The 21,909-nt window shown below is 51.9% G+C and carries 23 protein-coding genes, 3 tRNA genes and 1 pseudogene; 9 read left to right on the top strand and 18 right to left on the bottom strand.

From position 1 onward, the window contains the following. Positions 1-55 precede the first annotated feature (55 nt). The 12 genes from nuoE to DHf2319_RS03760 form a co-directional block, all read right to left on the bottom strand. The gene (gene nuoE / locus DHf2319_RS03815; protein ID WP_243479468.1) at positions 56-547 is read right to left on the bottom strand and encodes an NADH-quinone oxidoreductase subunit NuoE; all 492 of its coding nucleotides are present in this window, start codon (positions 545-547) and stop codon (positions 56-58) included. Positions 548-589: 42 nt separating this feature from the next. Continuing rightward, positions 590-1,846: an NADH-quinone oxidoreductase subunit D gene (locus tag DHf2319_RS03810; protein WP_243479467.1), complete on the bottom strand. Its 1,257-nt coding sequence runs from the start codon at positions 1,844-1,846 to the stop codon at positions 590-592. A 2-nt stretch (positions 1,847-1,848) separates the two neighbouring features. Further along, complete coding sequence (locus DHf2319_RS03805) at positions 1,849-2,469, bottom strand: NADH-quinone oxidoreductase subunit C (protein ID WP_243479466.1); 621 nt, start codon at positions 2,467-2,469, stop codon at positions 1,849-1,851. Between the two features lie 85 nt (positions 2,470-2,554). Next, positions 2,555-3,031 (bottom strand): NuoB/complex I 20 kDa subunit family protein, encoded by a 477-nt coding sequence (locus DHf2319_RS03800; RefSeq protein ID WP_243479465.1) that lies wholly within the window; start codon positions 3,029-3,031, stop codon positions 2,555-2,557. 58 nt (positions 3,032-3,089) lie between these two features. Beyond that, the gene (locus DHf2319_RS03795; RefSeq protein ID WP_243479464.1) at positions 3,090-3,449 is read right to left on the bottom strand and encodes an NADH-quinone oxidoreductase subunit A; all 360 of its coding nucleotides are present in this window, start codon (positions 3,447-3,449) and stop codon (positions 3,090-3,092) included. A 48-nt stretch (positions 3,450-3,497) separates the two neighbouring features. After that, complete coding sequence (locus DHf2319_RS03790) at positions 3,498-4,700, bottom strand: porin (RefSeq protein WP_243479463.1); 1,203 nt, start codon at positions 4,698-4,700, stop codon at positions 3,498-3,500. 208 nt (positions 4,701-4,908) lie between these two features. Further along, complete coding sequence (locus DHf2319_RS03785) at positions 4,909-6,042, bottom strand: porin (protein ID WP_243479462.1); 1,134 nt, start codon at positions 6,040-6,042, stop codon at positions 4,909-4,911. Between the two features lie 243 nt (positions 6,043-6,285). Continuing rightward, entirely contained in the window at positions 6,286-7,278 is a 993-nt protein-coding gene (locus DHf2319_RS03780; protein ID WP_243479461.1) for a type II asparaginase, read from the bottom strand. A 266-nt stretch (positions 7,279-7,544) separates the two neighbouring features. Beyond that, a tRNA-Leu gene (locus DHf2319_RS03775) sits at positions 7,545-7,629 on the bottom strand. Positions 7,630-7,662: 33 nt separating this feature from the next. After that, entirely contained in the window at positions 7,663-8,067 is a 405-nt protein-coding gene (gene secG, locus DHf2319_RS03770; protein WP_243479460.1) for a preprotein translocase subunit SecG, read from the bottom strand. Between the two features lie 74 nt (positions 8,068-8,141). Next, entirely contained in the window at positions 8,142-8,912 is a 771-nt protein-coding gene (gene tpiA, locus DHf2319_RS03765) for a triose-phosphate isomerase (RefSeq protein WP_243479459.1), read from the bottom strand. A gap of 132 nt (positions 8,913-9,044) precedes the next feature. Then, a complete protein-coding gene (locus DHf2319_RS03760) occupies positions 9,045-10,019 on the bottom strand; it encodes an NAD(P)H-quinone oxidoreductase (protein WP_243479458.1) in 975 nt (324 codons plus the stop codon). A gap of 100 nt (positions 10,020-10,119) precedes the next feature. On the opposite strand from DHf2319_RS03760, the gene DHf2319_RS03755 reads away from it, so the two are divergent. From DHf2319_RS03755 to DHf2319_RS03745, 3 genes and pseudogenes are all read left to right on the top strand, one after another. Beyond that, positions 10,120-10,209, top strand: a tRNA-Ser gene (locus tag DHf2319_RS03755). A 188-nt stretch (positions 10,210-10,397) separates the two neighbouring features. Then, positions 10,398-10,727, top strand: a pseudogene (locus DHf2319_RS03750) (AAA family ATPase). 43 nt (positions 10,728-10,770) lie between these two features. Beyond that, positions 10,771-11,244, top strand: a complete 474-nt coding sequence (locus DHf2319_RS03745) for a DUF4143 domain-containing protein (protein ID WP_243479457.1) — start codon at positions 10,771-10,773, stop codon at positions 11,242-11,244. Here DHf2319_RS03745 and DHf2319_RS03740 read toward each other — a convergent pair. Further along, the gene (locus DHf2319_RS03740; protein WP_243479456.1) at positions 11,241-12,407 is read right to left on the bottom strand and encodes a mandelate racemase/muconate lactonizing enzyme family protein; all 1,167 of its coding nucleotides are present in this window, start codon (positions 12,405-12,407) and stop codon (positions 11,241-11,243) included. The genes DHf2319_RS03745 and DHf2319_RS03740 overlap by 4 nt on opposite strands. Before the next feature lie 289 nt (positions 12,408-12,696). On the opposite strand from DHf2319_RS03740, the gene moaA reads away from it, so the two are divergent. From moaA to moaC, 5 genes are read left to right on the top strand one after another with little or no spacing between them, the layout of a single operon-like run. Beyond that, on the top strand, positions 12,697-13,680 hold the full coding sequence (moaA, locus tag DHf2319_RS03735; RefSeq protein ID WP_243479455.1) for a GTP 3',8-cyclase MoaA: 984 nt from the start codon (positions 12,697-12,699) through the stop codon (positions 13,678-13,680). A 19-nt stretch (positions 13,681-13,699) separates the two neighbouring features. Next, on the top strand, positions 13,700-14,944 hold the full coding sequence (locus DHf2319_RS03730) for a molybdopterin molybdotransferase MoeA (RefSeq protein ID WP_243479454.1): 1,245 nt from the start codon (positions 13,700-13,702) through the stop codon (positions 14,942-14,944). Further along, on the top strand, positions 14,941-15,195 hold the full coding sequence (locus DHf2319_RS03725; RefSeq protein WP_243479453.1) for a MoaD/ThiS family protein: 255 nt from the start codon (positions 14,941-14,943) through the stop codon (positions 15,193-15,195). Before DHf2319_RS03730 ends, DHf2319_RS03725 begins: the two co-directional genes overlap by 4 nt. A gap of 1 nt (position 15,196) precedes the next feature. Continuing rightward, complete coding sequence (gene moaE / locus DHf2319_RS03720) at positions 15,197-15,682, top strand: molybdopterin synthase catalytic subunit MoaE (RefSeq protein ID WP_243479452.1); 486 nt, start codon at positions 15,197-15,199, stop codon at positions 15,680-15,682. Continuing rightward, positions 15,679-16,155: a cyclic pyranopterin monophosphate synthase MoaC gene (gene moaC, locus DHf2319_RS03715; RefSeq protein ID WP_243479451.1), complete on the top strand. Its 477-nt coding sequence runs from the start codon at positions 15,679-15,681 to the stop codon at positions 16,153-16,155. Before moaE ends, moaC begins: the two co-directional genes overlap by 4 nt. 41 nt (positions 16,156-16,196) lie before the next feature. Here the strand turns inward: moaC and DHf2319_RS03710 are convergent, their stop codons facing one another. Then, positions 16,197-16,868, bottom strand: a complete 672-nt coding sequence (locus tag DHf2319_RS03710; RefSeq protein WP_243479450.1) for a Crp/Fnr family transcriptional regulator — start codon at positions 16,866-16,868, stop codon at positions 16,197-16,199. 1 nt (position 16,869) lies between these two features. Then, positions 16,870-18,267: an oxygen-independent coproporphyrinogen III oxidase gene (hemN, locus tag DHf2319_RS03705; RefSeq protein ID WP_243479449.1), complete on the bottom strand. Its 1,398-nt coding sequence runs from the start codon at positions 18,265-18,267 to the stop codon at positions 16,870-16,872. A 131-nt stretch (positions 18,268-18,398) separates the two neighbouring features. Between hemN and DHf2319_RS03700 the strand changes: the two genes are divergently transcribed. Beyond that, positions 18,399-18,488 (top strand) — tRNA-Leu (locus tag DHf2319_RS03700). A 124-nt stretch (positions 18,489-18,612) separates the two neighbouring features. Here DHf2319_RS03700 and DHf2319_RS03695 read toward each other — a convergent pair. The 3 genes from DHf2319_RS03695 to DHf2319_RS03685 all read right to left on the bottom strand — a co-directional run bounded on the left by DHf2319_RS03695 (position 18,613) and on the right by DHf2319_RS03685 (position 20,908). Then, the gene (locus tag DHf2319_RS03695) at positions 18,613-19,044 is read right to left on the bottom strand and encodes a hypothetical protein (protein WP_243479448.1); all 432 of its coding nucleotides are present in this window, start codon (positions 19,042-19,044) and stop codon (positions 18,613-18,615) included. After that, a complete protein-coding gene (locus DHf2319_RS03690) occupies positions 19,016-19,612 on the bottom strand; it encodes a nucleotidyltransferase domain-containing protein (RefSeq protein ID WP_243479447.1) in 597 nt (198 codons plus the stop codon). Before DHf2319_RS03690 ends, DHf2319_RS03695 begins: the two co-directional genes overlap by 29 nt. 360 nt (positions 19,613-19,972) lie before the next feature. Continuing rightward, a complete protein-coding gene (locus DHf2319_RS03685; protein ID WP_243479446.1) occupies positions 19,973-20,908 on the bottom strand; it encodes a BRO-N domain-containing protein in 936 nt (311 codons plus the stop codon). Between the last annotated feature and the right edge of the window lie 1,001 nt (positions 20,909-21,909).

Here is a 21,909-nt window from a genome sequence, read left to right as displayed (position 1 = left end):
GGAGCAGGATCAAGCCCTTGTGAATACTTCTCGAGAACTGCTGAGATACTCACCTTCATGCCTCCTTGACCGCTGATAGTTCAGCCAACATTGCATCAATCTTTTCTGGCGCCATACGCACACACATGTGCTGGTTATTGACCAACAACACGGGCGAGTCGCCACAGGCACCCATGCACTCACCCTCGACCAGGGTGAACTGGCCATCTGCCGTAGTCTGACCCACCTCGATACCAAGCTTTTGTTTGATGTAACTCATGGTGTGTTCACCATCGCGCAAAGCACAAGGCAAGTTAGTGCAGACCGTGATCTTGAACCGTCCAACTGGCTTGACATCAAACATGTTGTAGAAGGTGGCGTTTTCTTGCACCAGAATCGGGGGCTGGCCCAGATAGTTGGCCACGTCTTCAATCACCTCGGGTGAGACCCAACCTTTTTCTTCTTGCGCAATGGCCAAGGCAGCCATAATGGCTGACTGCTTTTGATCTTCCGGATACTTCTGAAGCTCCCGATCGATCTTTTTGTACGCCTGTTCTGAAAGCAACATGTTCAATCTATCCAATTTTCGGCTGATCTGACCACAACCCGATCAACGATCAATTTCGCCAAACACAATATCCTGCGTACCAATTACGGTGACTGCATCGGCCAACATGTGGCCGCGCGTCATTTCATCCAAAGACTGCAAATGCGCAAACCCGGGAGCACGAATTTTCAAGCGGTACGGCTTGTTGGCTCCGTCAGAAACCAAGTAGATACCAAACTCGCCTTTAGGATGCTCTACTGCACTGTATACGTCACCCTCCGGTACATGGAACCCTTCCGTAAAGAGCTTAAAGTGATGAATCAACTCTTCCATGTTGGTTTTCATATCTGTTCGATGTGGGGGGGTCACCTTGTGGTTATCCAACATCACCGGACCGGGGTTGTTACGCAGCCACTGCACACACTGCGCGATGATGCGGTTACTCTCACGCATCTCGGCAACTCGCACGAGATACCGGTCATAGGAATCACCGTTTACACCAACCGGAATATCAAACTCCATGCGGTCGTAGACTTCGTAGGGCTGCATCTTGCGCAAATCCCAGGCAACACCTGAGCCACGCAACATCGGCCCCGTAAACCCAAGCGCCTTGGCGCGTTCGGGTTCAACCACACCGATACCCACCAGACGCTGCTTCCAGATACGGTTATCCGTCAACAGCGTTTCATACTCATCTACACAAGCCGGGAAACGATTCGTAAAGTCTTCTATGAAATCTAGCAATGAGCCCGACCGAGCATCGTTGATGAACTTGATATCTTTCTCGGAGCGAAACTTCGATGGCCCCTGAAACTGCGGCATGCTGTCAGGCAGATCCCGATAGACACCGCCCGGACGGTAGTAAGCCGCATGCATACGAGCACCCGATACTGCCTCATAGCAGTCCATCAGGTCTTCACGCTCACGAAATGCGTAAAGAAATACAGCCATCGCGCCCACATCCAAAGCATGCGAACCAAGTGACATCAAATGATTCAAGATGCGGGTGATTTCGTCAAACATGACACGGATATATTGCGCGCGCAACGGTGGCGTGACGCCCATGAGCTTTTCAATAGCCATGACGTAGGCGTGCTCGTTACACATCATCGATACGTAATCGAGGCGATCCATGTAGGGCAATGCCTGAATAAAGGTCCGATGCTCAGCAAGTTTTTCTGTGGCACGATGTAACAGACCAATATGAGGATCGGCACGTTGAATCACTTCGCCATCAAGCTCTAGTACCAGGCGCAACACGCCGTGTGCTGCCGGGTGCTGAGGACCAAAGTTAAGGGTGTAGTTCTTGATTTCAGCCATGATTAACGCCCCACTCCATATCCATCCTCACGAATAACCCGAGGAATGATCTCACGCGGCTCAATCGTGACTGGCTGATACACCACACGACCTTGCTCAGGGTCGTAACGCATTTCAACATTGCCATAGATTGGGAAGTCTTTGCGAAATGGGTGTCCGATAAAGCCATAATCTGTCAAGATTCGACGCAAATCTGGATGACCTTCAAACACGATCCCAAACAAATCGAACGCCTCGCGCTCATACCAATTAGCAGCTGGCCAGACATTGACCAAAGTACTGAGCACAGGAAACTCACTATCGTTTGGCCAAGTGCGAATACGCAAACGCCAGTTATGGGTGATTGACATCAACTGAGCAACGACCGCATAGCGTGCCGGGAACACTGGGGCAGGAGCTTCAGGCTGACCTTCTTTACCTTGCCCGTAGGTTAGATAGTCAACGCCGCAAAGATCAATACAGGACTCGAATTTCAGGCTAGGTTCGTCGCGAAGTCTCTGTGCGATACCAACCCACTGATCAGCAGGGACCGTCAACGTCAATTCGTCATACGCCATCACCACATCAGCGTCTTGACCAAGCACGTCAAGCAAGTTCTGTTGCAGGTCGGAAAGTCTGGACATTTGTAAGTTGCCTTCGTTAAATTTCCAATTCGCGATTCAATACCGCGTCAGCACATCGTCTTGTAGCAAATCTTTATGTCAACACCTAACGCGCGATGGTGTTGGTCAAGCGAATCTTGTTTTGCATTTGCAGTAACCCATAAAGCAAGGCTTCTGCCGTCGGTGGACAGCCGGGCACGTAAACATCGACTGGCACGATACGATCGCAGCCCCGCACCACAGAATAGGAGTAGTGGTAGTAGCCACCGCCATTGGCGCAGGATCCCATCGAAATGACCCAACGCGGCTCGGGCATCTGGTCATAGACTTTGCGCAGAGCAGGCGCCATCTTGTTGCAAAGCGTACCTGCTACGATCATCAAATCAGACTGTCGAGGACTCGGCCGAAAAACAATACCGAACTGGTCCAAGTCATAACGTGACGCACCCGCGTGCATCATCTCCACCGCACAGCAGGCCAGACCAAATGTCATTGGCCACATCGAGCCAGTCTTAGCCCAGTTAATGACCTTATCTGCGCTGGTTGTGACAAAACCTTCTTTCAGAATGCCATCAATCGCCATCGTTTCACCAATCGTCTATGGATCAAAGATCCCAAGGGGCACTACCCACTAGCCAAACTTATTCCCAGTCCAGCGCACCCTTTTTCCATTCATATAAAAAGCCAACCGTCAGGATCACAAGAAAAACCATCGCGGTCGTGAAACCCACAATACCCACCGTGCCATTAGCGATGGCCCATGGGAATAAAAATGCAATTTCCAGGTCGAATAGGATGAACAGAATCGCCACCAAGTAATAGCGAACGTCAAATTTCATGCGGGAGTCACCAAAAGCCTCAAAACCGCACTCGTAGGGGGAGAGTTTTTCTGCGTCCGGCTTGCGCGGACCAATCAGGGAACCAGCCGTGATCAGCGCAAAACCAATCAGGGTGCCGACGATGATAAATAGCAGGACGGGGAAATACTGTTCGAGGTTCATCGGCAATCTCGGGTATTAGTAAAAACCACGAGATTGTAGCATCGTGCGTTAGAACAAGTAGCGTAGGCCCGTTCCAATCACGCTACTTTTAGCGCTACTAATCATCTGGAAGTTATTACCATATGAGGCCCAGAAATAAAGGTTTACGTGCTTGGACAAACCATACGTGTAAGCGGCTCCGATAATGCTCTGTGTAGCAAACGTGGAATCACTTGCGAGACGACCTTTAGGCTGCTGCATTTGCCAAGAAACCATGAGTTCATTGCCCAAGCCACCGAACGGCAAAGTAAAACCGATCATGGCTGATTGACTATCAAACCCCTCGTCAAACAACACACCGGCACCCCCAGAAACAGTGGACAACCCAGACCCACTCCAACCATTACCTGGTCCATTGCCACTGAATGCGCCATCAAAAGTCTGACCAAATGCTGCCGCCAGCTCAACAACACCAAGGCTATAGGTTGCACCCACTATCCAGGCTGTCGGTGTGACACCATTCGGATTGTGAACCGCTGCCTTATCACTACCCGCGGGAATTAACCCAGCCGCGAAAGCACGATCGTAAGAAGCGACGATGCTCAATGCGCCACGCGCGTACCGCGCTGCAGCAGTGAGCGCGCGCATATTGCTGTTCGTACTGAAATAGTCAGACCTAGGGGCAAGCTCGGCACCAGCACCCTCACGATACAAACCCGATGTTCCTGTATTGAACGAGTAACCTATTCCAGCCTGCAACCCGACCCATGAAGGCGTTTGGTACTGCAACAGATTGTCATAGCGAACAGTGTTCACGGACCCAAAAGACGCGCCAATGTTCGCTTGACCAAAACTTTCACCAAAAGGGTCTATTGCAGCAAAATAATTGGTGGAAATCGTTGGCTGGCGCCCAAAATAAACCTGCCCAAAACCCTCCTGAACCAGGCCTAGGATGGACTGGCGGCCAAAAGCACGTCCCCCCTGACCTGGCTGACCTGTTGCAGAATTTAGGCCACCCTCCAGCACGAAAGCGGCAGTCCAGCCATGGCCCAAGTCATCCGTGCCCCTCAATCCCCACCTCGAACCGCTTTGCACACCGGAATCCATACCAAGCTGCGTAGCGGACACAGGAATTTGCCCGTCGATGGCATCGCGAGACACATGCACGTAGCTTATCCCCGTATCCACCACACCGTAAAGCACTACTGGTGAAGTAGCACTCGCGGCACCTGCAACGAAACAACCTGCAACCAAACCAACAACTTTACGCACCGGCTCTCCATTACTCCTTCAACAAAACACTGCTACCTTAACAACGAATAGCGTGCGGCACAAATGCGACCAAAAATCTGACCGCATGATGTTTAGAGACGAAACTGGGCGAACAGCCGCGGGTAAGTATCAAAAAGCAATAGGCAACAAAAAAGCTCCCGAGGGAGCTTTTTTGTTTCTAAAGCAAATCGGCTAAGCCGACTGGCAATTAGAAGCGGTGAACGATACCAGCACCGATGGTGTTGGAAGTTGCACCTTTCAAGTTAGCGACGTTGTTCTCATACGAGTAGAACGCGTAGAGGTTGGTACGCTTGGACATGTTGTAGGTGTAACCGATTGAAGCGGTTGTCTGGGTAGCAGTGGCAGCCGTGTCGAAATCGCCACCAGCGATACGCTGCTGAACCGAACCGAACACCTTGCCAGCTGCACCAACAGGAGCGCTCAAACCGACCATCCATGACTGCGTACGGCCGCCTTTGGAGAACACTGCACCGCTAGCCTGGTTGGTGTCACCACCGGTGTTGGTCAGGTTAGCGATCGAGTTCGAACCCAAGATACCGTCGATGTTCTGACCATATGAAGCGTGAACCTTGACCACTTTGAAGTCATACGTACCACCAACGTTCCATGACTTGATGTTGGTATCGTTGCGAGCACCAGTCGGGTTCAGGTTGTTTGACATCACATAGTCAAAAATACCAGCGATCACGATAGGACCGTTGGCATAACGCAAACCAGCCGACGCAGCACGGTTCTTGTTGTTGGTGTTAAAACCTGAAGCTGCTGAGTTAGAGGTCAGGCCAGCGTCAAACGAGTAACCGACCAAAGCGCGGAAGCCCGAAATGGTTGGGGTTGAGTACTGCAGCATGTTGCTGTAGCGGATAAAGGTGTTGCCCTGTGAGCTCGTCTGTGATGAGGAGCCGAACGATGAACCGAAGGGGTCGATGCCGGAATATGCGACCGTACCAGGTGACACAGCGCGACCCAACTGCAGACCACCCCATGAGTTACTGTTCAAAGCCAACGTAGCTTGACGAGTGAAACCAGTCGAAGCACCGCTAGTAACGTTCACGCCGCTTTCGTACACGAAGCTAGCTTTCAAACCGTTGCCCAGGTCTTCAACACCTTTCACGCCCCAGCGTGAACCGTTTTGCTGACCAGAAACCATACCAAAGCGTGAGGCAGAGGTGCTGCCGTCTTTAAACGTCGTGTTGTCAGGTGCGTTGAGGCTTTCGTATTCCAAACCGACCGAAACAACACCGTACAGGGTGACCGAGTTCTGTGCCGAAGCGGCGCCAGCATAGCCAGCGATCAGGGCGGCAGCGAGCAGAGTCTTTTTCATTTAAGAATCTCCAATGATTTTGAGTGACAAGAGCGACACACAACAACCTCGTTGTTTGCGCCCCCCTAACTCCGCTAAGGGAAGTTGGTGTTATTGCATCAAATTTCTTGCCTTCTGGCTATGAAAGCAGTTGCCGCCGACTAGATTTCCACCATTTATGTTGGAATGGCACAACATTTGTTGTTTTTTTGAAACAGTCCGTTGTTTATTGATCACAGCCGATGCCTGACCAAGTCTTGACCATCAATATCGGGTGAACCAGGCTCTAATTTGAGACAGGTCATCTGTCGATCGCAGTGCCAATCGCAACAGAATTCTGGCTTTAGCCGGGTTCAATGTATAGCCCGCAACCGTACCAAATCGGTCATCTTTCTCTGAAGATCTAACGACGCCCTGCCAGACCCGGGTCGAGCGAACGATAACAACGCCCGCATCTCTAGCCATTTCAGCCCCCTGTTTCGCCTGCGGTGACAGGCTGCCCTGCCCCGTGGCGGCGAGTACGATTCCTTTTGCGCACCCGATCGATGCACGGTAATGATGCGTGTCTGCACCCTGATGGTCATAAATTACATCCACTGGGGGTAAGTTGCCTTGCTCAAATGCCCGCTTGAAATCACTGTTCGCTGTATGTGGCAATTCAACTCGACTGTGGTACTGCACCCACCGACCAAAGACCAGGCCCAGATAGCCAAATTCCGTCGGGACAAAAGCATCAACACCATTCGCGTGCCCTTTAGTCACATGGCGGGCCGAAGCGATGCGATCATTCATGACAACCAGCACGCCACGGCCATGCGAGGTTGGATTGCCGGCCACCGCGACCGCATGAAACAAGTTCAGCGGCCCATCTGCGCTGACTGCCGAGCCGGGGCGCATGGCACCGACCAAGACGATAGGTTTAGTCGTGTCTACGGTTAGATGCAAGAAGAAGGCTGTTTCTTCGAGTGTATCGGTGCCGTGCGTGATAACAACTCCATCGATATCGCTGCGATCACAGAAACGCTGCACAGCCTGCGCGATTCGCATAAGAACGGCATCATCAATACCGTGACTCTCGATATTACAAATCTGCTCGAACTCAAAATCCGCCAAGCTTTCCAGTGCAGGAACTGCCGCCACAAGATCAGACACACCCGCCGACACTTTGTAGTCGGCTAACTGGGTCTTATCGGCAGCGGTTGATGCAATTGTGCCGCCAGTGGCCACGATCGCGATGCGGGGTTTGTTATCTATCACTGGTTCCACTCCTTACAAAACCGTAATCTTGACTCAATCGTCTCTGGGCTAACGCAACTGGGATAGGTAAGCCGCCGTGTTCAAACAGGCGTTAAGCGTACACGAGCAACTGGCAGGTGTAAGCAGCACCAAGTGGTATCAAAGCAACGCGTAGCGATTACCTACTAAAACAAAAACCGCGCCAGATCGCTCTGAAACGCGGTTAGTCTTTATATAACAGAGCGGTATTTACTGCCCTGGGCTGTATTAAATCGTTTGTCTATGTTTGGTGCCGACGGCGAGACTCGAACTCGCACAGCTTTCGCCACTACCCCCTCAAGATAGCGTGTCTACCAATTCCACCACGTCGGCAAATTTATAAGAACGAGATTCTAGCATTAGTGCTCAGTTGTTAGTTGCCGGTGCCGTGCTGCCCCCCGACTGAGGCACGGCCGGAGCGTTAGGAACAGCACCAGAGCCTGATGGGCTAGTTGGTGACGTACCTGGCAACGAAGGCACTGACTGACTAGGCTGAAATGACTCCATGATGCCAGTGTCTTGCTCTTGACCACCGGAGTTCGCGATATAAGCCAACCCGATAGTCGCAAGAAAGAAAACGACAGCAGCCCATTTGGTCATGCGCGACAGGAAGTTTGCCGCACCCGTCGCACCAAATAGGCTTCCAGCCGATCCGCTACCAAAGGCCGAGCCCATGTCAGCACCCTTGCCCTGTTGGAGCAGGACCAGAACAATAATCGAGAAAGAAGCGATGATCTGAATCACCAGTAATATCGTGAACTCAATGGGCATTTCCGATTAACTCCAAAACCTTTCTAAATTTAATAAGTGGCCAAATAAACGAGCGCTAGTAGCAGTGCTTGAACTTACGCTGCGGCAATCGCCACAAAATCCTTGGCTACCAAAGCAGCCCCACCAATCAGACCGCCATCAATGTCATCCATCGCAAAAAGCGTAGCTGCGTTGTCTGGCTTAACGCTGCCGCCGTATAGCAAGGGAATACTTTTAGCGCTGGCAGGCAGCTGGGCCCTGATGAAACCATGCACTTGCTGTGCCTGCTCAGGGCTGGCTGTTTTGCCAGTGCCAATCGCCCATACGGGTTCGTACGCAACCACTGTTCGAGCCACCAAGTCATCTCCTTTGGCAAACAGAGGTGCTAGCTGCGCAGCAATCACGGACTGAACTCGATCAGCTTCGCGCTCGGCGAGAGTCTCACCCACACAAAACACCGGTGTTAAACCCACTGTTGCAGCTGCCTCAGCCTTATCGGCTACTAATTGAGCAGACTCTTGGTGCATCGCACGACGCTCTGAGTGCCCCACGATCGCCCAACGACAACCGAACTCCGACAACATGGCAGCCGATACTTCGCCGGTATATGCACCCTGACCATGAGCACTAACATCCTGCGCACCCCAGGAAACAGCCGTGCCCTTTAGCAGCCCAGCCACCTGCGCTAAATAAGGAAAAGGACTGCAAACCGCGACCACGGCTTTACACCCGGCTTGCTCAAGCCCAACCAAAACGCCGTCTAACAAGGCATGATTGGACTCCATGGATCCGTTCATCTTCCAATTACCGATCACCAGTTTATTGGCTCGGGTAACCAGATCAGATTTGTATGAGGCGTCAGTCATCAGAAAAGGGGTCAGCATCGGCTGAGATGGTTAATCTGTACTAGATGTTTTCGAATCAGCACCATCGTGCAACAAACTTCCGATCTAGTTAACCCAACATTGTAACCTCTATCTGGACCGCCGGGCTTCTGATCAAACCGTCATGATGATCTTGCCGATCTGTTCACCTGCCTCCATCATGGCGTGCCCTTTGGCAGCCTCGGAAAGATCCAGTGTTTTATAGATGATCGGTTTAATCTTGCCAGACTCAAGCAAAGGCCAAACATGCTTTTGCAAACTTTGCGCAATCTGCGCTTTGAAGGAGACAGGGCGAGGGCGCAACGTAGAACCCGTGATGGTCTGACGCTTACGCATCAATGCATTGGCATCGAACGATGAAGCCTTTCCGCCGAGGGTGGCGATAATGACAACCCGACCGTCTTCGGCCAAACACTGAATATCGCGGCCAATATAGTCACCTGCCACCATGTCCAGTATCACATCCACACCGCGCTTATCAGTCAGTTTTTTGATTTCCTCAACAAAATCCTGGGTCTTGTAGTTAATACCCTTAGCCCCTAGTGCTTGAACTGCCTGAACGCGCTCGTCACTACCCACTGTCGCGTAGACTGCATTTCCCATAGCTGTCGCCAACTGGATGGCCGTAGTGCCAATGCCACTAGCCCCTCCATGCACAAGCAGTGACTCGCCAGCACTTAGCCGACCTCGATCAAACACGTTACTCCAGACGGTGAAATATGTTTCAGGTAGGCCGGCCGCCTCTACTAGCGACAGGCCTTTAGGGATTGGCAAACACTGTTGAACTGGCGCCACGCAATATTCCGCATAACCGCCACCAGCAACCAAGGCGCAAACCTGATCACCGACCTTGAAAGGTGAGCCTTCAACAACACCCGATACGATCTCACCTGCTACCTCGAGGCCTGGAATATCTGAAGCACCAGGAGGAGGAGCATAGTTGCCTTGGCGCTGAAACACATCTGGCCGGTTGATGCCAGCAGCGGCTACTTTGATCAGCACCTCACCTTTAGCGGGCTCTGGCATGGGGCGCTCGCTAACCACTAGCTGCTCTGGTCCGCCTGGCTGCTTGATTTCAATAGCACGCATCGTGTTTATCCCCCTGTTTCCAAAAATCGAAGTGCTGAAATGGTTTATTATGCGTCTTCGGCGATCTTGATCCAAGATCGCTCGCCAAAAATGCATGTCAGGAAGCGTGGCCGAGTGGTTGAAGGCACCGGTCTTGAAAACCGGCAAGGGTTTGCGCCCTTCGTGAGTTCGAATCTCACCGCTTCCGCCATCGAACGACACGCTAATTTATCCCCACCACCCAACGGTTTCAGCTCAACTTAATCTTCAGGGCTCGTTTGATTACGTCGAAATCCTAAAAAAACACAATAAAATCAATGCATTGACAATTATAAAATCAGATTTTGTGATTTCATGATGTATAACCGTCGCCAAATCACCCCGGTACTACAGTAAGCAATGGCTGGCTTTCCCGCCGTTTTGTTAACGGGCCCGCGTCAATCGGGCAAGACAACGTTACTGCGCCATGAAGCAGGCAAAGAAATCACCTACGTGACCTTCGATGATCCGACAGAGCGCTAATTTGCCACATCAGACCCGGAAGGTTTCTTGAACCGGTTTTCTGGCAAACCTGTGATTCTCGACGAGATTCAGTACGCGCCTGACCTGCTTGCCTACATCAAAATCCGTATCGATCGTGACCCAAGTCTTTGTGGACAGTGGTTACTCACTGGTTCACAACAGTTCGGTTTGATGGGAAACGTCAACGAATCGCTTGCCGGCCGTTAAATCTTGGATGGGTGTTTTAGAGACGTCCTAAATCGCTCATCTTTTGCCGCCTTGGTTTCGCAACTATGGCAAGCGAATCGTTAAAACCCCTAAATGTTATTTCTATGACTCGGGTCTAGCCAGCATGCTCACTCGCCAGCCCGACGCCCATTCAGCCTTGGCTGGCCCCATGGGAGGACCATTTTTGGAGGGCTGGATAATCACCGAAGCTGTTAAAGCGTTCCTGGCCATGGGGCGAAAGCCAGATCTTTACTTTTGGCGCTCGCACGATGGGCTAGAAGTCGATCTTCTCATTGGAATCAAAGGCAAACTGCATCCCGTGGAGATCAAACTAACCAGCACCCCGACCAGTGGTCATGTTGGTCCACTGACACGATTTCTTGAGCTAGCCGGTGACGACGCTGGTGACTATGGCACACTGGTGTGCCAAGTGGAGGATCAAAAACCCCTGCCCGGCGGACACATTGCAATGCCATGGCACGGCTTCACACACTGGCTAGCTGAGCAACTGCGCTAAGTCGACAATTCCTGCATGTGACAAATCAGATCCGACTTGCCTTCGAACCCAATACCTGGCAAATCTGGCATGGTCACGTAACCGTTCTCCACCTTGACGCCGTCTGGGAACCCCCCATAAGGTTGAAATAGGTCAGGGTAGGATTCGTTGCCCCCGAGACCCAAGCCCGCGGCGATATTTAATGACATCTGGTGGCCACCATGCGGAATACAGCGCGAGGCTGACCAGCCATGCTCTTTGAGCATGTCCAGCGTTCTAAGATATTCCACTAGACCGTAACTTAATGCGCAATCAAATTGCAGCCAATCACGGTCTGGGCGCATGCCGCCGTAGCGGATCAGATTTCTGGCATCTTGCATAGAAAACAGGTTCTCGCCCGTGGCCATGGGGTTGGCGTAGTAATTTCGCAGCGTTGCCTGCAGCTCAAAATCCAGTGGATCTCCAGCTTCCTCATACCAAAAGAGGTCATATTGAGACAGGGCCTTGGCGTATGCAATCGCAGTGTCTAGATCAAATCGACCATTGGCATCAACCGCAAGCTTTTGTCCATCTTGAAGGATGCTCAGGATGGAGTCAATGCGACGCAAGTCTTCATCGAGTGAAGCACCACCGATTTTCTTTTTCACGACGGTGTAGCCACGGTCGAGGTAACTGCGCATCTCGTCTTTTAACTTTCCATGGTCTTGCCCAGGGTAGTAGTAGCCACCTGCCGCATAGACAAACACCTTGCGGTTCACGGCCCCGTTACCGTAGCGGTCTGCGAGTAACTGAAACAATGGCTTGCCTTCAATCTTGGCCACTGCATCCCACACCGCCATGTCAATCGTGCCGATGGCGACCGAACGCTCGCCATGGCCACCCGGCTTTTCATTGGTATACATGCAATTCCAGATCTTATGTGGATCCAGATTGTTGCCACTTTCATTAACCAGACTCTCGGGGTCAGCCTCCATAATCCGGGGAATAAAACGCTCGCGCATCAACATGCCCTGACCATAACGGCCGTTGGAGTTAAAGCCGTAGCCAACTACTGGCTTGCCTTCACGGATCACGTCTGTGATGACTGCCACTAGGCTAATCGTCATTTTGCTGAAATCGATGTAGGCGTTGCGAATAGAGGAGCTGATGGGTACGGTCTTTTCTCGGATCTCGACGATTTTCACTTCTGACCTCTGATTTCTAAGATTGTTTTTTCATTGTGCCGTTGTGCGAGCGACAAAGCCGTTTCGCGGTAATTGAAGACAAAAGTCAGAGAATACCGTCAAACGACGCTGAGGAGCCAAACTGGCCACATTGATACTGTCGCCCATGGATTTCCCTGCCTCGATTGGGCGTTTTCCCCACGGCTCAGGCTTTTACAGTATCGTTACTGACATAACGATGCAAAATTAAGCATAAAGCGAGCCTGTATCGCATAGGCTCGTTTGTGTTCGCAAGGGACTAAGACAAGCTGTGACACCGCTGATTGACAACTATGGCCGCAAAATCGAATACGTGCGCATCAGTGTGACTGATCGGTGTGACCTGCGTTGCAACTACTGCATGCCGGTGGGATTTAAAGACTACCGCGAACCAGCAAGCTGGCTGACATTTCCTGAAATTACGCGCTTGGTCAAAGTGATGTCTGCAGCTGGCACTCGCCGGATCAGGTTGACAGGCGGTGAACCGTTGTTGCGTCGAAACCTGCCTGACCTCGTGGCTAGCTTGCGGCAAGAAACATCTGTTCAAGATATCTCGCTAACCACCAACGCGACGCGGCTGACCCGCCTTGCGAAGGACTTGAAAGGCGCAGGGCTTGATCGAATCAATATCAGTCTGGATAGTCTGAAGCGCGACAAAGTAGAAAAAATCTGTGGTCGAGACGTTCTTGACCAAGTAATTGCTGGCATCGACAGCGCACTCGAGGTGGGTTTGTCCCCCATCAAAATCAACATGGTCGTGATGCCTGGTGTCAATGAAGACGAAATCGACGCCATGTTCCGGTTTTGTCGCGATCGCGGGCTCATGTTTCGCATGATTGAAACCATGCCCATGGGGCACACGGCGCTTGAGGCCGGCACGGTATCACTGCAGCCGATATTAGAGAAACTGCGCCAGGACCACGGGTTGATTCCACTGATTGCAGAGCTCGGCGGCGGACCCGCCCGTTACTGGCAAACACCTGATGGCAAAATCCAAGTCGGCGCCATTACGCCAATTAGCCAGCATTTCTGTGCCACCTGTAACCGCATCCGACTCGCGGTCGATGGGACGATATACCTATGTCTAGGTCAAGAAGAAAAAATTGAGATGCGCGATCTCTTGCGTGAGAACCCAAACGATGACGCCATCATCGGTGACGCCTTGGCGCGAGGCATTCACCTAAAGCCAGAGCGTCATCATTTCCGCGAAGCCCCTGAAAAAATCGTGCGCTTCATGTCGCAAACTGGCGGCTAATCCTACGCTGTTGTCTAGTATGTCCGAACCTTCTAATAGACGCCCACCGATGCTGGATTTTGATGCAGCTAAAGAACAGTTGCTGTCTTTTGCCGCCCCTCCTGTCATCACTGAAGACCTACCATTGCTTAAAGCACATGGTCGCGTGCTCGCCAAGGGTGTCACCTCACCCATGGACGTACCTGCATTTGCCAACAGCAGCATGGATGGCTACGCCATCTGTCCGGTTGACCACACGGCGTCGTCTTTGAACCTGACCGTTACCCAACGAATCGCGGCTGGCAGCCAGGGTACGCAACTCTTGCCTGGCCAAGCAGCACGTATCTTTACTGGTGCGCCCGTACCACCGGGGACTTATGCCGTGGTTCCACAAGAGGTTGTCGAAGTCAACGGCGATCAGATCACCATTGTCCAGGCCGTCAAAGCAGGCGATCACGTACGTGCCCAGGGTGAAGACATCTGCGTTGGCACTGAGATCATTGCCCCTGGCAAAAAACTCAAACCCGCCGATCTGGCACTTGCCGCCTCGGTTGGTGTCACCCATGTCACGACCTACAAACCGCTGACAGTGGCTATCTTGCTCACGGGTGACGAATTAGTCGAGCCCGGCAATCCACTTGGTCCCGGGCAAATCTACAACAGCAATCGCTATTGGTTGCAAAGCCTATTGACCGAGATCGGTTGCAATGTGCTCGATCCCGGCATTGTTCGCGACACCCCCGAAGACACTCGTGCCGCACTTCACGACGCCAGCCAGCAAGCAGATGTCATTATCACTTGTGGCGGCGTCTCGGTCGGCGAAGAGGATCACGTCAGGGCAGCAGTGGCCAGCATGGGCAGGATTGACCTTTGGCAAATCGCCATGAAACCCGGCAAGCCACTGGCCTATGGCAAGGCTAATCATGCAGATTTCATCGGTTTGCCGGGCAATCCTGTTAGTGCATTTGTGACATTCGTACTCATGGGTTTGCCATTCTTGCAAGTCCGCATGGGGCTGCCAATTGCAACCCCGATTCCAAGAATGCTGACCGCAGACTTTGACTGGCCCAAGGCTGATCGCAGGCGCGAATTTATTCGAGTCAAGCAAAAGACTGATGGGCAGGGCAGTGTACGCTTAGAACGTTGGCCCAACCAGGGCTCTGGCGTCATGAGCAGCGTGGCCTGGGCCGACGGTTTGGTCGACATTGCTGCGGGACAAACCATTGCGCGTGGCGATGCGGTACCCTATCTGTCTTTTAGAGACATATTGGATCCGGTCAAATGAAGGTGCAGGTGCTGTTTTTTGGGGAATTACGTGAGACAGTGGGCACCGCTTACGAGTCGGTCGAGGTTGTCGCTGGAATGTCGGTGTCCGATCTGATTGAGCAATTGGCTGCGCGCGGCGAGCCCTGGAAAACTGCCTTCAAAGCATCAGATCCCTTGCGAGTAGCTATCAATAAGGACATGGCAACTCTTCACGCTGCCCTGCCGGACAATGCAGAAGTCGCCTTCTTTCGGCCAGTGACTGGAGGCTGACATGGACTCGCTTTTTCAAGCCAAAGTCCAAACCGAAGCCTTCGATTTCGGGGAGGAATACTACACCTTTCTTGACGGAGACCGTGCTGCCGGCGCAGTCGCCTCATTTGTGGGTCGGGTACGTGAAATCAACGATGATCAAGACATCAAGACGCTTGAGCTTGAGCATTACCCAGGCATGACCGAGAAGGTCATGCTTGAGGTTTTAAATGAAGCCAGACAACGCTGGCCATTGCTGGGTGCACGCGTCATTCACCGAGTTGGTCCGTTAAAGCCCGGCGAGAATATTGTGCTGGTATTAACGGCCAGTGCCCACCGACATGCCGCACTGGATTCTTGTGCTTTCATCATGGATCACTTAAAAACCCGCGCCACCTTCTGGAAAAAAGAGACGACCCCGCAAGGCGAGCACTGGATCAAAGGTCGTGACAGCGATGAGCTGGCTCGCGCGCGCTGGGATCAAAACCAGTCAGGCAAGCAATCATGAGCAATGCACTCACACATTTTGACAGCAGTGGCCAGGCTCAGATGGTGGATGTCGGCGACAAAGCCAACACCAAACGCCAGGCAGTGGTGTCTGGTTCGATCACCTTGGGGCCTGTTGCCATGCAAAAGGTACTCGAAGGCACCAGCAAAAAGGGGGATGTGCTTGGTATTGCGCGAATCGCAGGCATCATGGCCAGTAAAAAAACCAGTGATCTTATTCCGCTTTGTCATCCCATCGGTCTGACCAAGGTATCTATCGAATTCGAAACCGATGAAAAAGATTGCCGCATTGACTGCACCGCGACCGCTGAAACGGTAGGTCAAACTGGTGTGGAAATGGAAGCATTGACGGCAGTTTCAGTTGCACTTTTAACGATCTACGACATGCTTAAGGCGGTGGATCGCGGCATGGTCATTGGTCCTATCGCCCTACAAGAAAAACTCGGTGGCAAATCTGGTCACTGGAAGCGCTAGAAGGTGTTTGGGGGTTCGCACCCCAACCCTGCTCAAGGCTCTTAAACCAGCATCGCCTGCAACTTATCAGCATCGTGGATGACCACTCGAGCGCCACGCACTGAAATTAACCCATCTGCAGCCAATTGCTGCAAAGACCTAGAGAAGGTCTCAGGTTGAAGCCCAAGCTTTGAAGCGATCGCGCGCTTGTGAAACGGCAGCTTTGCCTGATTGCCGACCCTGGGCTGACGTAACAGGTATTCCGCTACACGTTGAGCTGCTGACAACAGACTGGTTGACTCCATGTCACGAAACAGGGTCTCAACACGCTGGCTTAAGTTTGTCAGTATCTGCTGGGCAAATGACGGTACTCGAGTAACAGCCACCATCACATCTTTGCCCTGAAATGCGAGCAGCTCCGAAGGTCCGAGTGCCTGAGCGTCGGTAATTGCCAAATGGTTTGTTAACAGAGCCGACTCTCCAAACACATCACCTGGTGACAAGAACTCCAGGACTTTCTCCTGACCGCGCTCGGCCGGAATTGAGAGTTTGATGTGCCCAGACAGCAGTACATATAACCGACCACTTTGCTCACCACGGCGAAACAGGTACTCGTGCTTGGCAAGCGAAATCGACTCGCCAACGGTAAAAAGCCAGTTCTGCTGGCTGCGACCCATGCCATCAAACAGAGGATGAGTGGCCAGTTTGTGCTGCACATCCTTGGGCATGTTCATGTCAAATCACCTTCGAATATCGGGCCATGGGCTGCCCCATGCGCAGGTATTTGTCAAAACGCATTGCAACGACTCTGGACAAAAACCTTCCCTTGGGTGTAATCGTTACCTGCTGATCATCAATCTCGACTAAGCCATCAGACTGCAGCCCTCTCAATGCATCAAGATCTTCTACGAAGTATTCCTGTGCATCGATTCCCCAGGTTTGACCCATATCAGTAAATGACAACTTAGACTGACATAAAAGAGAATGAATCGCGTCTCGACGGATTTCATCGTCACGATTCATGACTAGGCCACGGATCAGCGGCAATTCCTCGCGCTCGAGCATTTCGTGGTACTCCTCAAGCGTTCGGGCGTTTTGAGCATATACATGGCCGATTCGGCTAATGGCCGACACCCCTAGCGCAATGAGGTCACAGTCAGCGCGGGTTGAGTAGCCTTGAAAATTACGCTGCAGCGTACCTTCGTCCATCGATTGAGCCAGTTCGTCATCCGGCAAGGCAAAGTGATCCATACCGATATAAACATATCCAGCATCAAGTAGCGTGGTGACTGCCAGCTTTAGCATGGCGAGTTTTTCTTGTGGCGATGGGATGGCGTCGTTGTCAATACGACGTTGCGGTTTAAAACGGTCTGGGAGATGTGCGTAGCTATAGAGTGCAATCCGGTCAGGACGCCAGGCGAGCACAGTCTTTAGGGTGCGGTACATGGTGTTGACTGACTGCAAGGGCAAGCCATAAATCAAGTCCATGTTGATCGACTTGTAGCCAAGCGAGCGCGCCTCATCTAGAACCTGCCCTGTGACCGCTACCGGCTGCACCCGATTGATGGCCTTTTGTACAGCCTCATCAACGTCTTGAACGCCTAGGCTCATACGATTGAAGCCATAGTCAGCCATGAGCTTTAAGACGCCGGGCTCAAGCCTGCGTGGATCAATTTCGACCGAACACTCAGCATCATCAGCAAACCTGAAGTTGGCATGCAGCATCTTAAGCAGCCGCTCCATCTGCATATTGGTCAGAAACGTCGGCGTTCCGCCCCCAAAGTGCAATTGGCTAACGACTGGCGCTTCGTGAAAAAGTTTGCGGATTAGCCCGATTTCTTTCTCAAGATCATCGAGATACGGATCTGCTTTGAACTTGTGCTTTGTGACAATCTTGTTGCAAGCACAGTAATAGCAAACTGTGTCACAAAACGGGATATGGACATACAGCGACAACGGCGCATCGGCATGTCCAGCATCCCGCTCGCGCAAGGCTTCGATGTAATGGGTGCTGACTGACCCCGATTGGAAGCGGTCAGCGGTTGGATAAGACGTGTAACGTGGACCGCTGCCGTCGTGGCGGGCGATCATTGCCGCATCAAAATCCAGAGTGGTTAAGTGTGCAAGTTCCATGCCTCTAAGTTAATGGGCGCAGCCATCACCGCCTAGAGGGCTAGACCCCTCAAATTTGATCCAGAACAAGTTTTACGGTGTTCGGCCACCAAAAAACACATCTTCCAAGATAGCGTAGAATGACGATCGGCGCCCGGGTGGTGAAATTGGTAGACACAGCAGACTTAAAATCTGCCGACCCTAAAACGGTCGTACCGGTTCGATTCCGGTTCCGGGCACCACGGTTGTTGATTTCAATATATTTTTTGCCGAATCCTGAGAGGCATTTGGATTTAAATCGGTACAAAGCCGAAGTCAAAGACCAACCTCAACCACATGGGGTAAAGGTTTGGCTACGATCCGGTTTTAGTTGGAAGTTGGCCTGCCAGTCAGGTGCGCCACGTCCTCAATTAGTGATGCTGCAAGCTCTCGAAGCTCCACGATGGAAGATTCCTCAATCTCTAGGAATCCCTCGTATTCAGCGAGGTTTCGTTTGCGATGTGCGTGGTCGATGACCCGCCATTTTGTGGATGGCCATTGCAGTGTGTGTTGGAGCGACTGGAACACTAAATAGCGGTTTTCGCTGCGGTAACCATGCCAACGAAGTGCTGCAAGCGCAGCTGAGCGAATCGCGTTGTACACGCTGGAAAACCGCCCCTCCATTGAAAGGTCTGGATGCGAGGCGTCTTGCAGTCGCTGGCGTGCAAGGCTCACCATTCGCTCGATCTCAGCGCTGTTGGATTTTTCAGGCTTTAACTGACCAATTTTTTCAAGGTTCGCGAGTGCTGTAATTGGCATGCAGTTCTCCAAATAAAACAATAACGGGTTGGGTCAGCACGCGCTCCACAAAAGAGTCCGATTCCTGACGGCGATTATTGAACTCCGCCAAGGTGTAACAGTTAGGGTTGACCTTTCGGCCAAGCTGAGTCTCGGCATTGTGACAGTGCTCGAGAATATCACCGAGACCAACCGTGTCGCTGACGATCAAAAGGTCAATGTCACTTGCGGACGTATCGCTACCTTTCGCGACCGAGCCATAAATCAGGGCAAGAGAGATCTTGTCAGACAGCGGGCGCAGTGCCTCACGAAGCAAGGGTTCTGCACCCATTGACTTGCGAGTGAGTTGATATAGCTCCTCGAAAACCGGGCTTAGCCTGTTTGCAGAAATACGGCGCTGGTTACCGACCATTTCAGATGTCACGAGCCCGGCTCGCGCCATCCGATTAACTTCGCGCTGTAGCGATGCGCTCGCAAGGCCTGTTAGCCTAGTCAACTCGCTTAGATGGTAGCTGCGATCAGGCTGGCCAAATATCCACGCATAGACTTTGGCTTGGCTGTCAGTAAACAGTGAGTCTTTAAGTGACATAAGCCAAATATTAGCACGATCCTACTAATTATTAGCAAGATATGTTTGGGCGATCGTCTACCCCAAAACCTGAAAACTCATGATTACAAAGTCATAGCTAGGTGCGTTCTTAACGACATCCACAGTGAGCCAACTATCTACTGCAAGAATTGATGGCGCCAATGTGCCGCCAAAATCGAGACCATGTCAAAAATGGGCATACGAGACCAGTCCGACCTACTTTTCCCGGTTGTCCCTGTTGCCTCCTGCTGACACCGAAGCGAAATTTTGCGTGGGGAACAAAAAAATTTCCCCAAACTCGCGCAAAACCTTTATTCATGCGGCTTTTGAATCCGGTTCCGGGCACCACGGCTAGATCAGTCATCCCTTCCGGGAACCACTCTTGTTGCTTTGGCGCTTACGGACTCCAGCCGTTTTCGTCTTAGAAACCATGATTGCTGCCTCAGTTCTAGCATCTTGAGACTCACCAAGGTAACTTTCAGAGCTGACTACTGGCCTGCCCGACTTGTTCTCAAGTTCCTTACGCGCATTTCCGGCCACCGTGCCGCCTTCTCGAGCCGCACTACGATTCTCTTGGAAACCCTGAGCATCCTTGCGCTTAGCAATCTCGGTGGTGCTAGCCTCGCCGAGCATGGTGAAGATCAATTCCAAGTCGGTCATATGGTCACGCAGGTTGGCAGCCTTTGCCTGCTCTAACCCCTTGAGCTTTTTGTGTTCGCTAGGGTTAACTCCGAATGTTGCGCGGGCGATTTCAGCAGTAAGGATGGAATATTCGCGCCCCTCGGCGACGCCGCGCACCCTCCACTCGTCAGTGAGTGCACCTCGAACAGCGATGGATCGCATGCGCTTCTCGATCCAGTCCTTGGGATAGCCCTTGGATTCGTAGAGCTCACGCGCCCGAGCACTGGCCAGTTCCGGGTCTTCAATTTCCTTAACACGCTCGTAGCCGACCTGAGCCAACCACAGCTTGAAAGGCTCAGCCTTAGGCGAGGGAATGGACTGGATAATTCGGAAAATGCCCTCTGTATTGGCGCAGTTAGCGCGCTGAATACCGCCCTCGGTTTCTAACCGAAGGGGGGTGACAAATTGTCCCCACCCTTGAGATAACTGCTTGTCACGCAAGCGCATTTTCTTGATGTAGTCAGCAGGATTCGTGCTACTGGTCAGCACAGTGACCACATCCTGAATCGAGAACCACCATTCGTTCTTGTGCCAGGTACGGCGGATCGTCTTTTCTTGGAAAATGACGATGCGGTCTTCAATCCGAGGCGAGACCTTATCTATCCTCTTGCTCATACACCGAGTCCTTAAATTTGACTATAGCAAAGCTCAGAGATCATCTGTTCTGACACGACCAAGACCCAATCCGCTCCATTGTCAGCCCTTAAAAAACCGTTTTGCTTAAGCCCCATCAGATGGCGCCGAACCTGCGACTAAGTCTGCACTTGAATCACACGTCGACCGCTCTCAACGTGAGGCCGTGTGCCTTAGGACCAATTGGAGTAAATCACTTAATAAACGTTCTAACTCATGCCACTGTTGATTCACTGTGATAAAGACTTTTCACTGCAGCCTTTAGCGATCGTGAACAGACTCAAACTCTGCGCTAGACCCTGCCAGTCGAAACAGATAACCATTGCTCCTTTTGGACGTGCAGTTTAGTCGAGCAATCTCAGAAAACTTGGCTAGATAAGCGTGAAGACGCCATTTGCACGACCTAGGGTATACCCTAGATAACTAAATAGTGAATGTGAGTCGGTGCCCAAACCACTGTTTATCGAACAACCTCAGAAAGACCATGCGTCGACTGCGCGGTGGCCGGCCACGTCAAGACACCCTGATGTGACGGCAAATTCGACACCATGTCAAAACCGGGCATACAAGACCAGTCTGACCTGCTTTTCCAGATTGTCCCTGTTGCACCCTGCTGACACCGAAGTGAAATTTTGCGTGGGGAACGATTTAATTTCCCCAAATCGACGCAAAGCCTTTATCCATGGGCCTTTTGAATCCGGTTCCGGGCACCACGGTTGACAACCATTTGATTTTATTGGTATTTTTAGTTAACCTCTAGTGTAGTGGGTCTGGACGAGCCGCTCAAAGCTAAGCCGATGCAACTGGTGATTCGATATAGGATTACCGCCGGATCCAAAATATTCGGTACACTCTTTCTTATGGAATCAGGAAAAAAGTCGATCTCGACTCATAAGAAGCCAAGCCTTGCCTCGGTTCGGCTTGCCGTTGCTAGCTCTACCGCTGTTGAAACCGGACAAAACGTTCAAGCGCTCGAGCAAAAA

Origin of the sequence: Orrella daihaiensis, from assembly GCF_022811525.1 — a bacterium.
Classification (GTDB): domain Bacteria; phylum Pseudomonadota; class Gammaproteobacteria; order Burkholderiales; family Burkholderiaceae_B; genus Algicoccus; species Algicoccus daihaiensis.
The sequence above is the reverse complement of the archived record's forward strand: the minus strand, read 5'-3'. Positions and strand labels throughout refer to the sequence as shown.

Bases quoted from the DNA above. Each gene is read 5' to 3' on its own strand.
- DHf2319_RS03685 (WP_243479446.1), bottom strand. From the start codon at position 20,908: ATGAGCAAGAGGATAGATAAGGTCTCGCCTCGGATTGAAGACCGCATC.
- DHf2319_RS03730 (WP_243479454.1), top strand. From the start codon at position 13,700: ATGTCCGAACCTTCTAATAGACGCCCACCGATGCTGGATTTTGATGCA.
- hemN (WP_243479449.1), bottom strand. From the start codon at position 18,267: ATGGAACTTGCACACTTAACCACTCTGGATTTTGATGCGGCAATGATC.
- moaE (WP_243479452.1), top strand. From the start codon at position 15,197: ATGGACTCGCTTTTTCAAGCCAAAGTCCAAACCGAAGCCTTCGATTTC.
- DHf2319_RS03795 (WP_243479464.1), bottom strand. From the start codon at position 3,449: ATGAACCTCGAACAGTATTTCCCCGTCCTGCTATTTATCATCGTCGGC.
- DHf2319_RS03800 (WP_243479465.1), bottom strand. From the start codon at position 3,031: ATGGCGATTGATGGCATTCTGAAAGAAGGTTTTGTCACAACCAGCGCA.
- DHf2319_RS03725 (WP_243479453.1), top strand. From the start codon at position 14,941: ATGAAGGTGCAGGTGCTGTTTTTTGGGGAATTACGTGAGACAGTGGGC.
- DHf2319_RS03710 (WP_243479450.1), bottom strand. From the start codon at position 16,868: ATGAACATGCCCAAGGATGTGCAGCACAAACTGGCCACTCATCCTCTG.
- moaC (WP_243479451.1), top strand. From the start codon at position 15,679: ATGAGCAATGCACTCACACATTTTGACAGCAGTGGCCAGGCTCAGATG.
- nuoE (WP_243479468.1), bottom strand. From the start codon at position 547: ATGTTGCTTTCAGAACAGGCGTACAAAAAGATCGATCGGGAGCTTCAG.
- DHf2319_RS03690 (WP_243479447.1), bottom strand. From the start codon at position 19,612: ATGTCACTTAAAGACTCACTGTTTACTGACAGCCAAGCCAAAGTCTAT.
- DHf2319_RS03785 (WP_243479462.1), bottom strand. From the start codon at position 6,042: ATGAAAAAGACTCTGCTCGCTGCCGCCCTGATCGCTGGCTATGCTGGC.
- DHf2319_RS03760 (WP_243479458.1), bottom strand. From the start codon at position 10,019: ATGCGTGCTATTGAAATCAAGCAGCCAGGCGGACCAGAGCAGCTAGTG.
- tpiA (WP_243479459.1), bottom strand. From the start codon at position 8,912: ATGACTGACGCCTCATACAAATCTGATCTGGTTACCCGAGCCAATAAA.
- DHf2319_RS03805 (WP_243479466.1), bottom strand. From the start codon at position 2,469: ATGTCCAGACTTTCCGACCTGCAACAGAACTTGCTTGACGTGCTTGGT.
- DHf2319_RS03810 (WP_243479467.1), bottom strand. From the start codon at position 1,846: ATGGCTGAAATCAAGAACTACACCCTTAACTTTGGTCCTCAGCACCCG.
- DHf2319_RS03695 (WP_243479448.1), bottom strand. From the start codon at position 19,044: ATGCCAATTACAGCACTCGCGAACCTTGAAAAAATTGGTCAGTTAAAG.
- secG (WP_243479460.1), bottom strand. From the start codon at position 8,067: ATGCCCATTGAGTTCACGATATTACTGGTGATTCAGATCATCGCTTCT.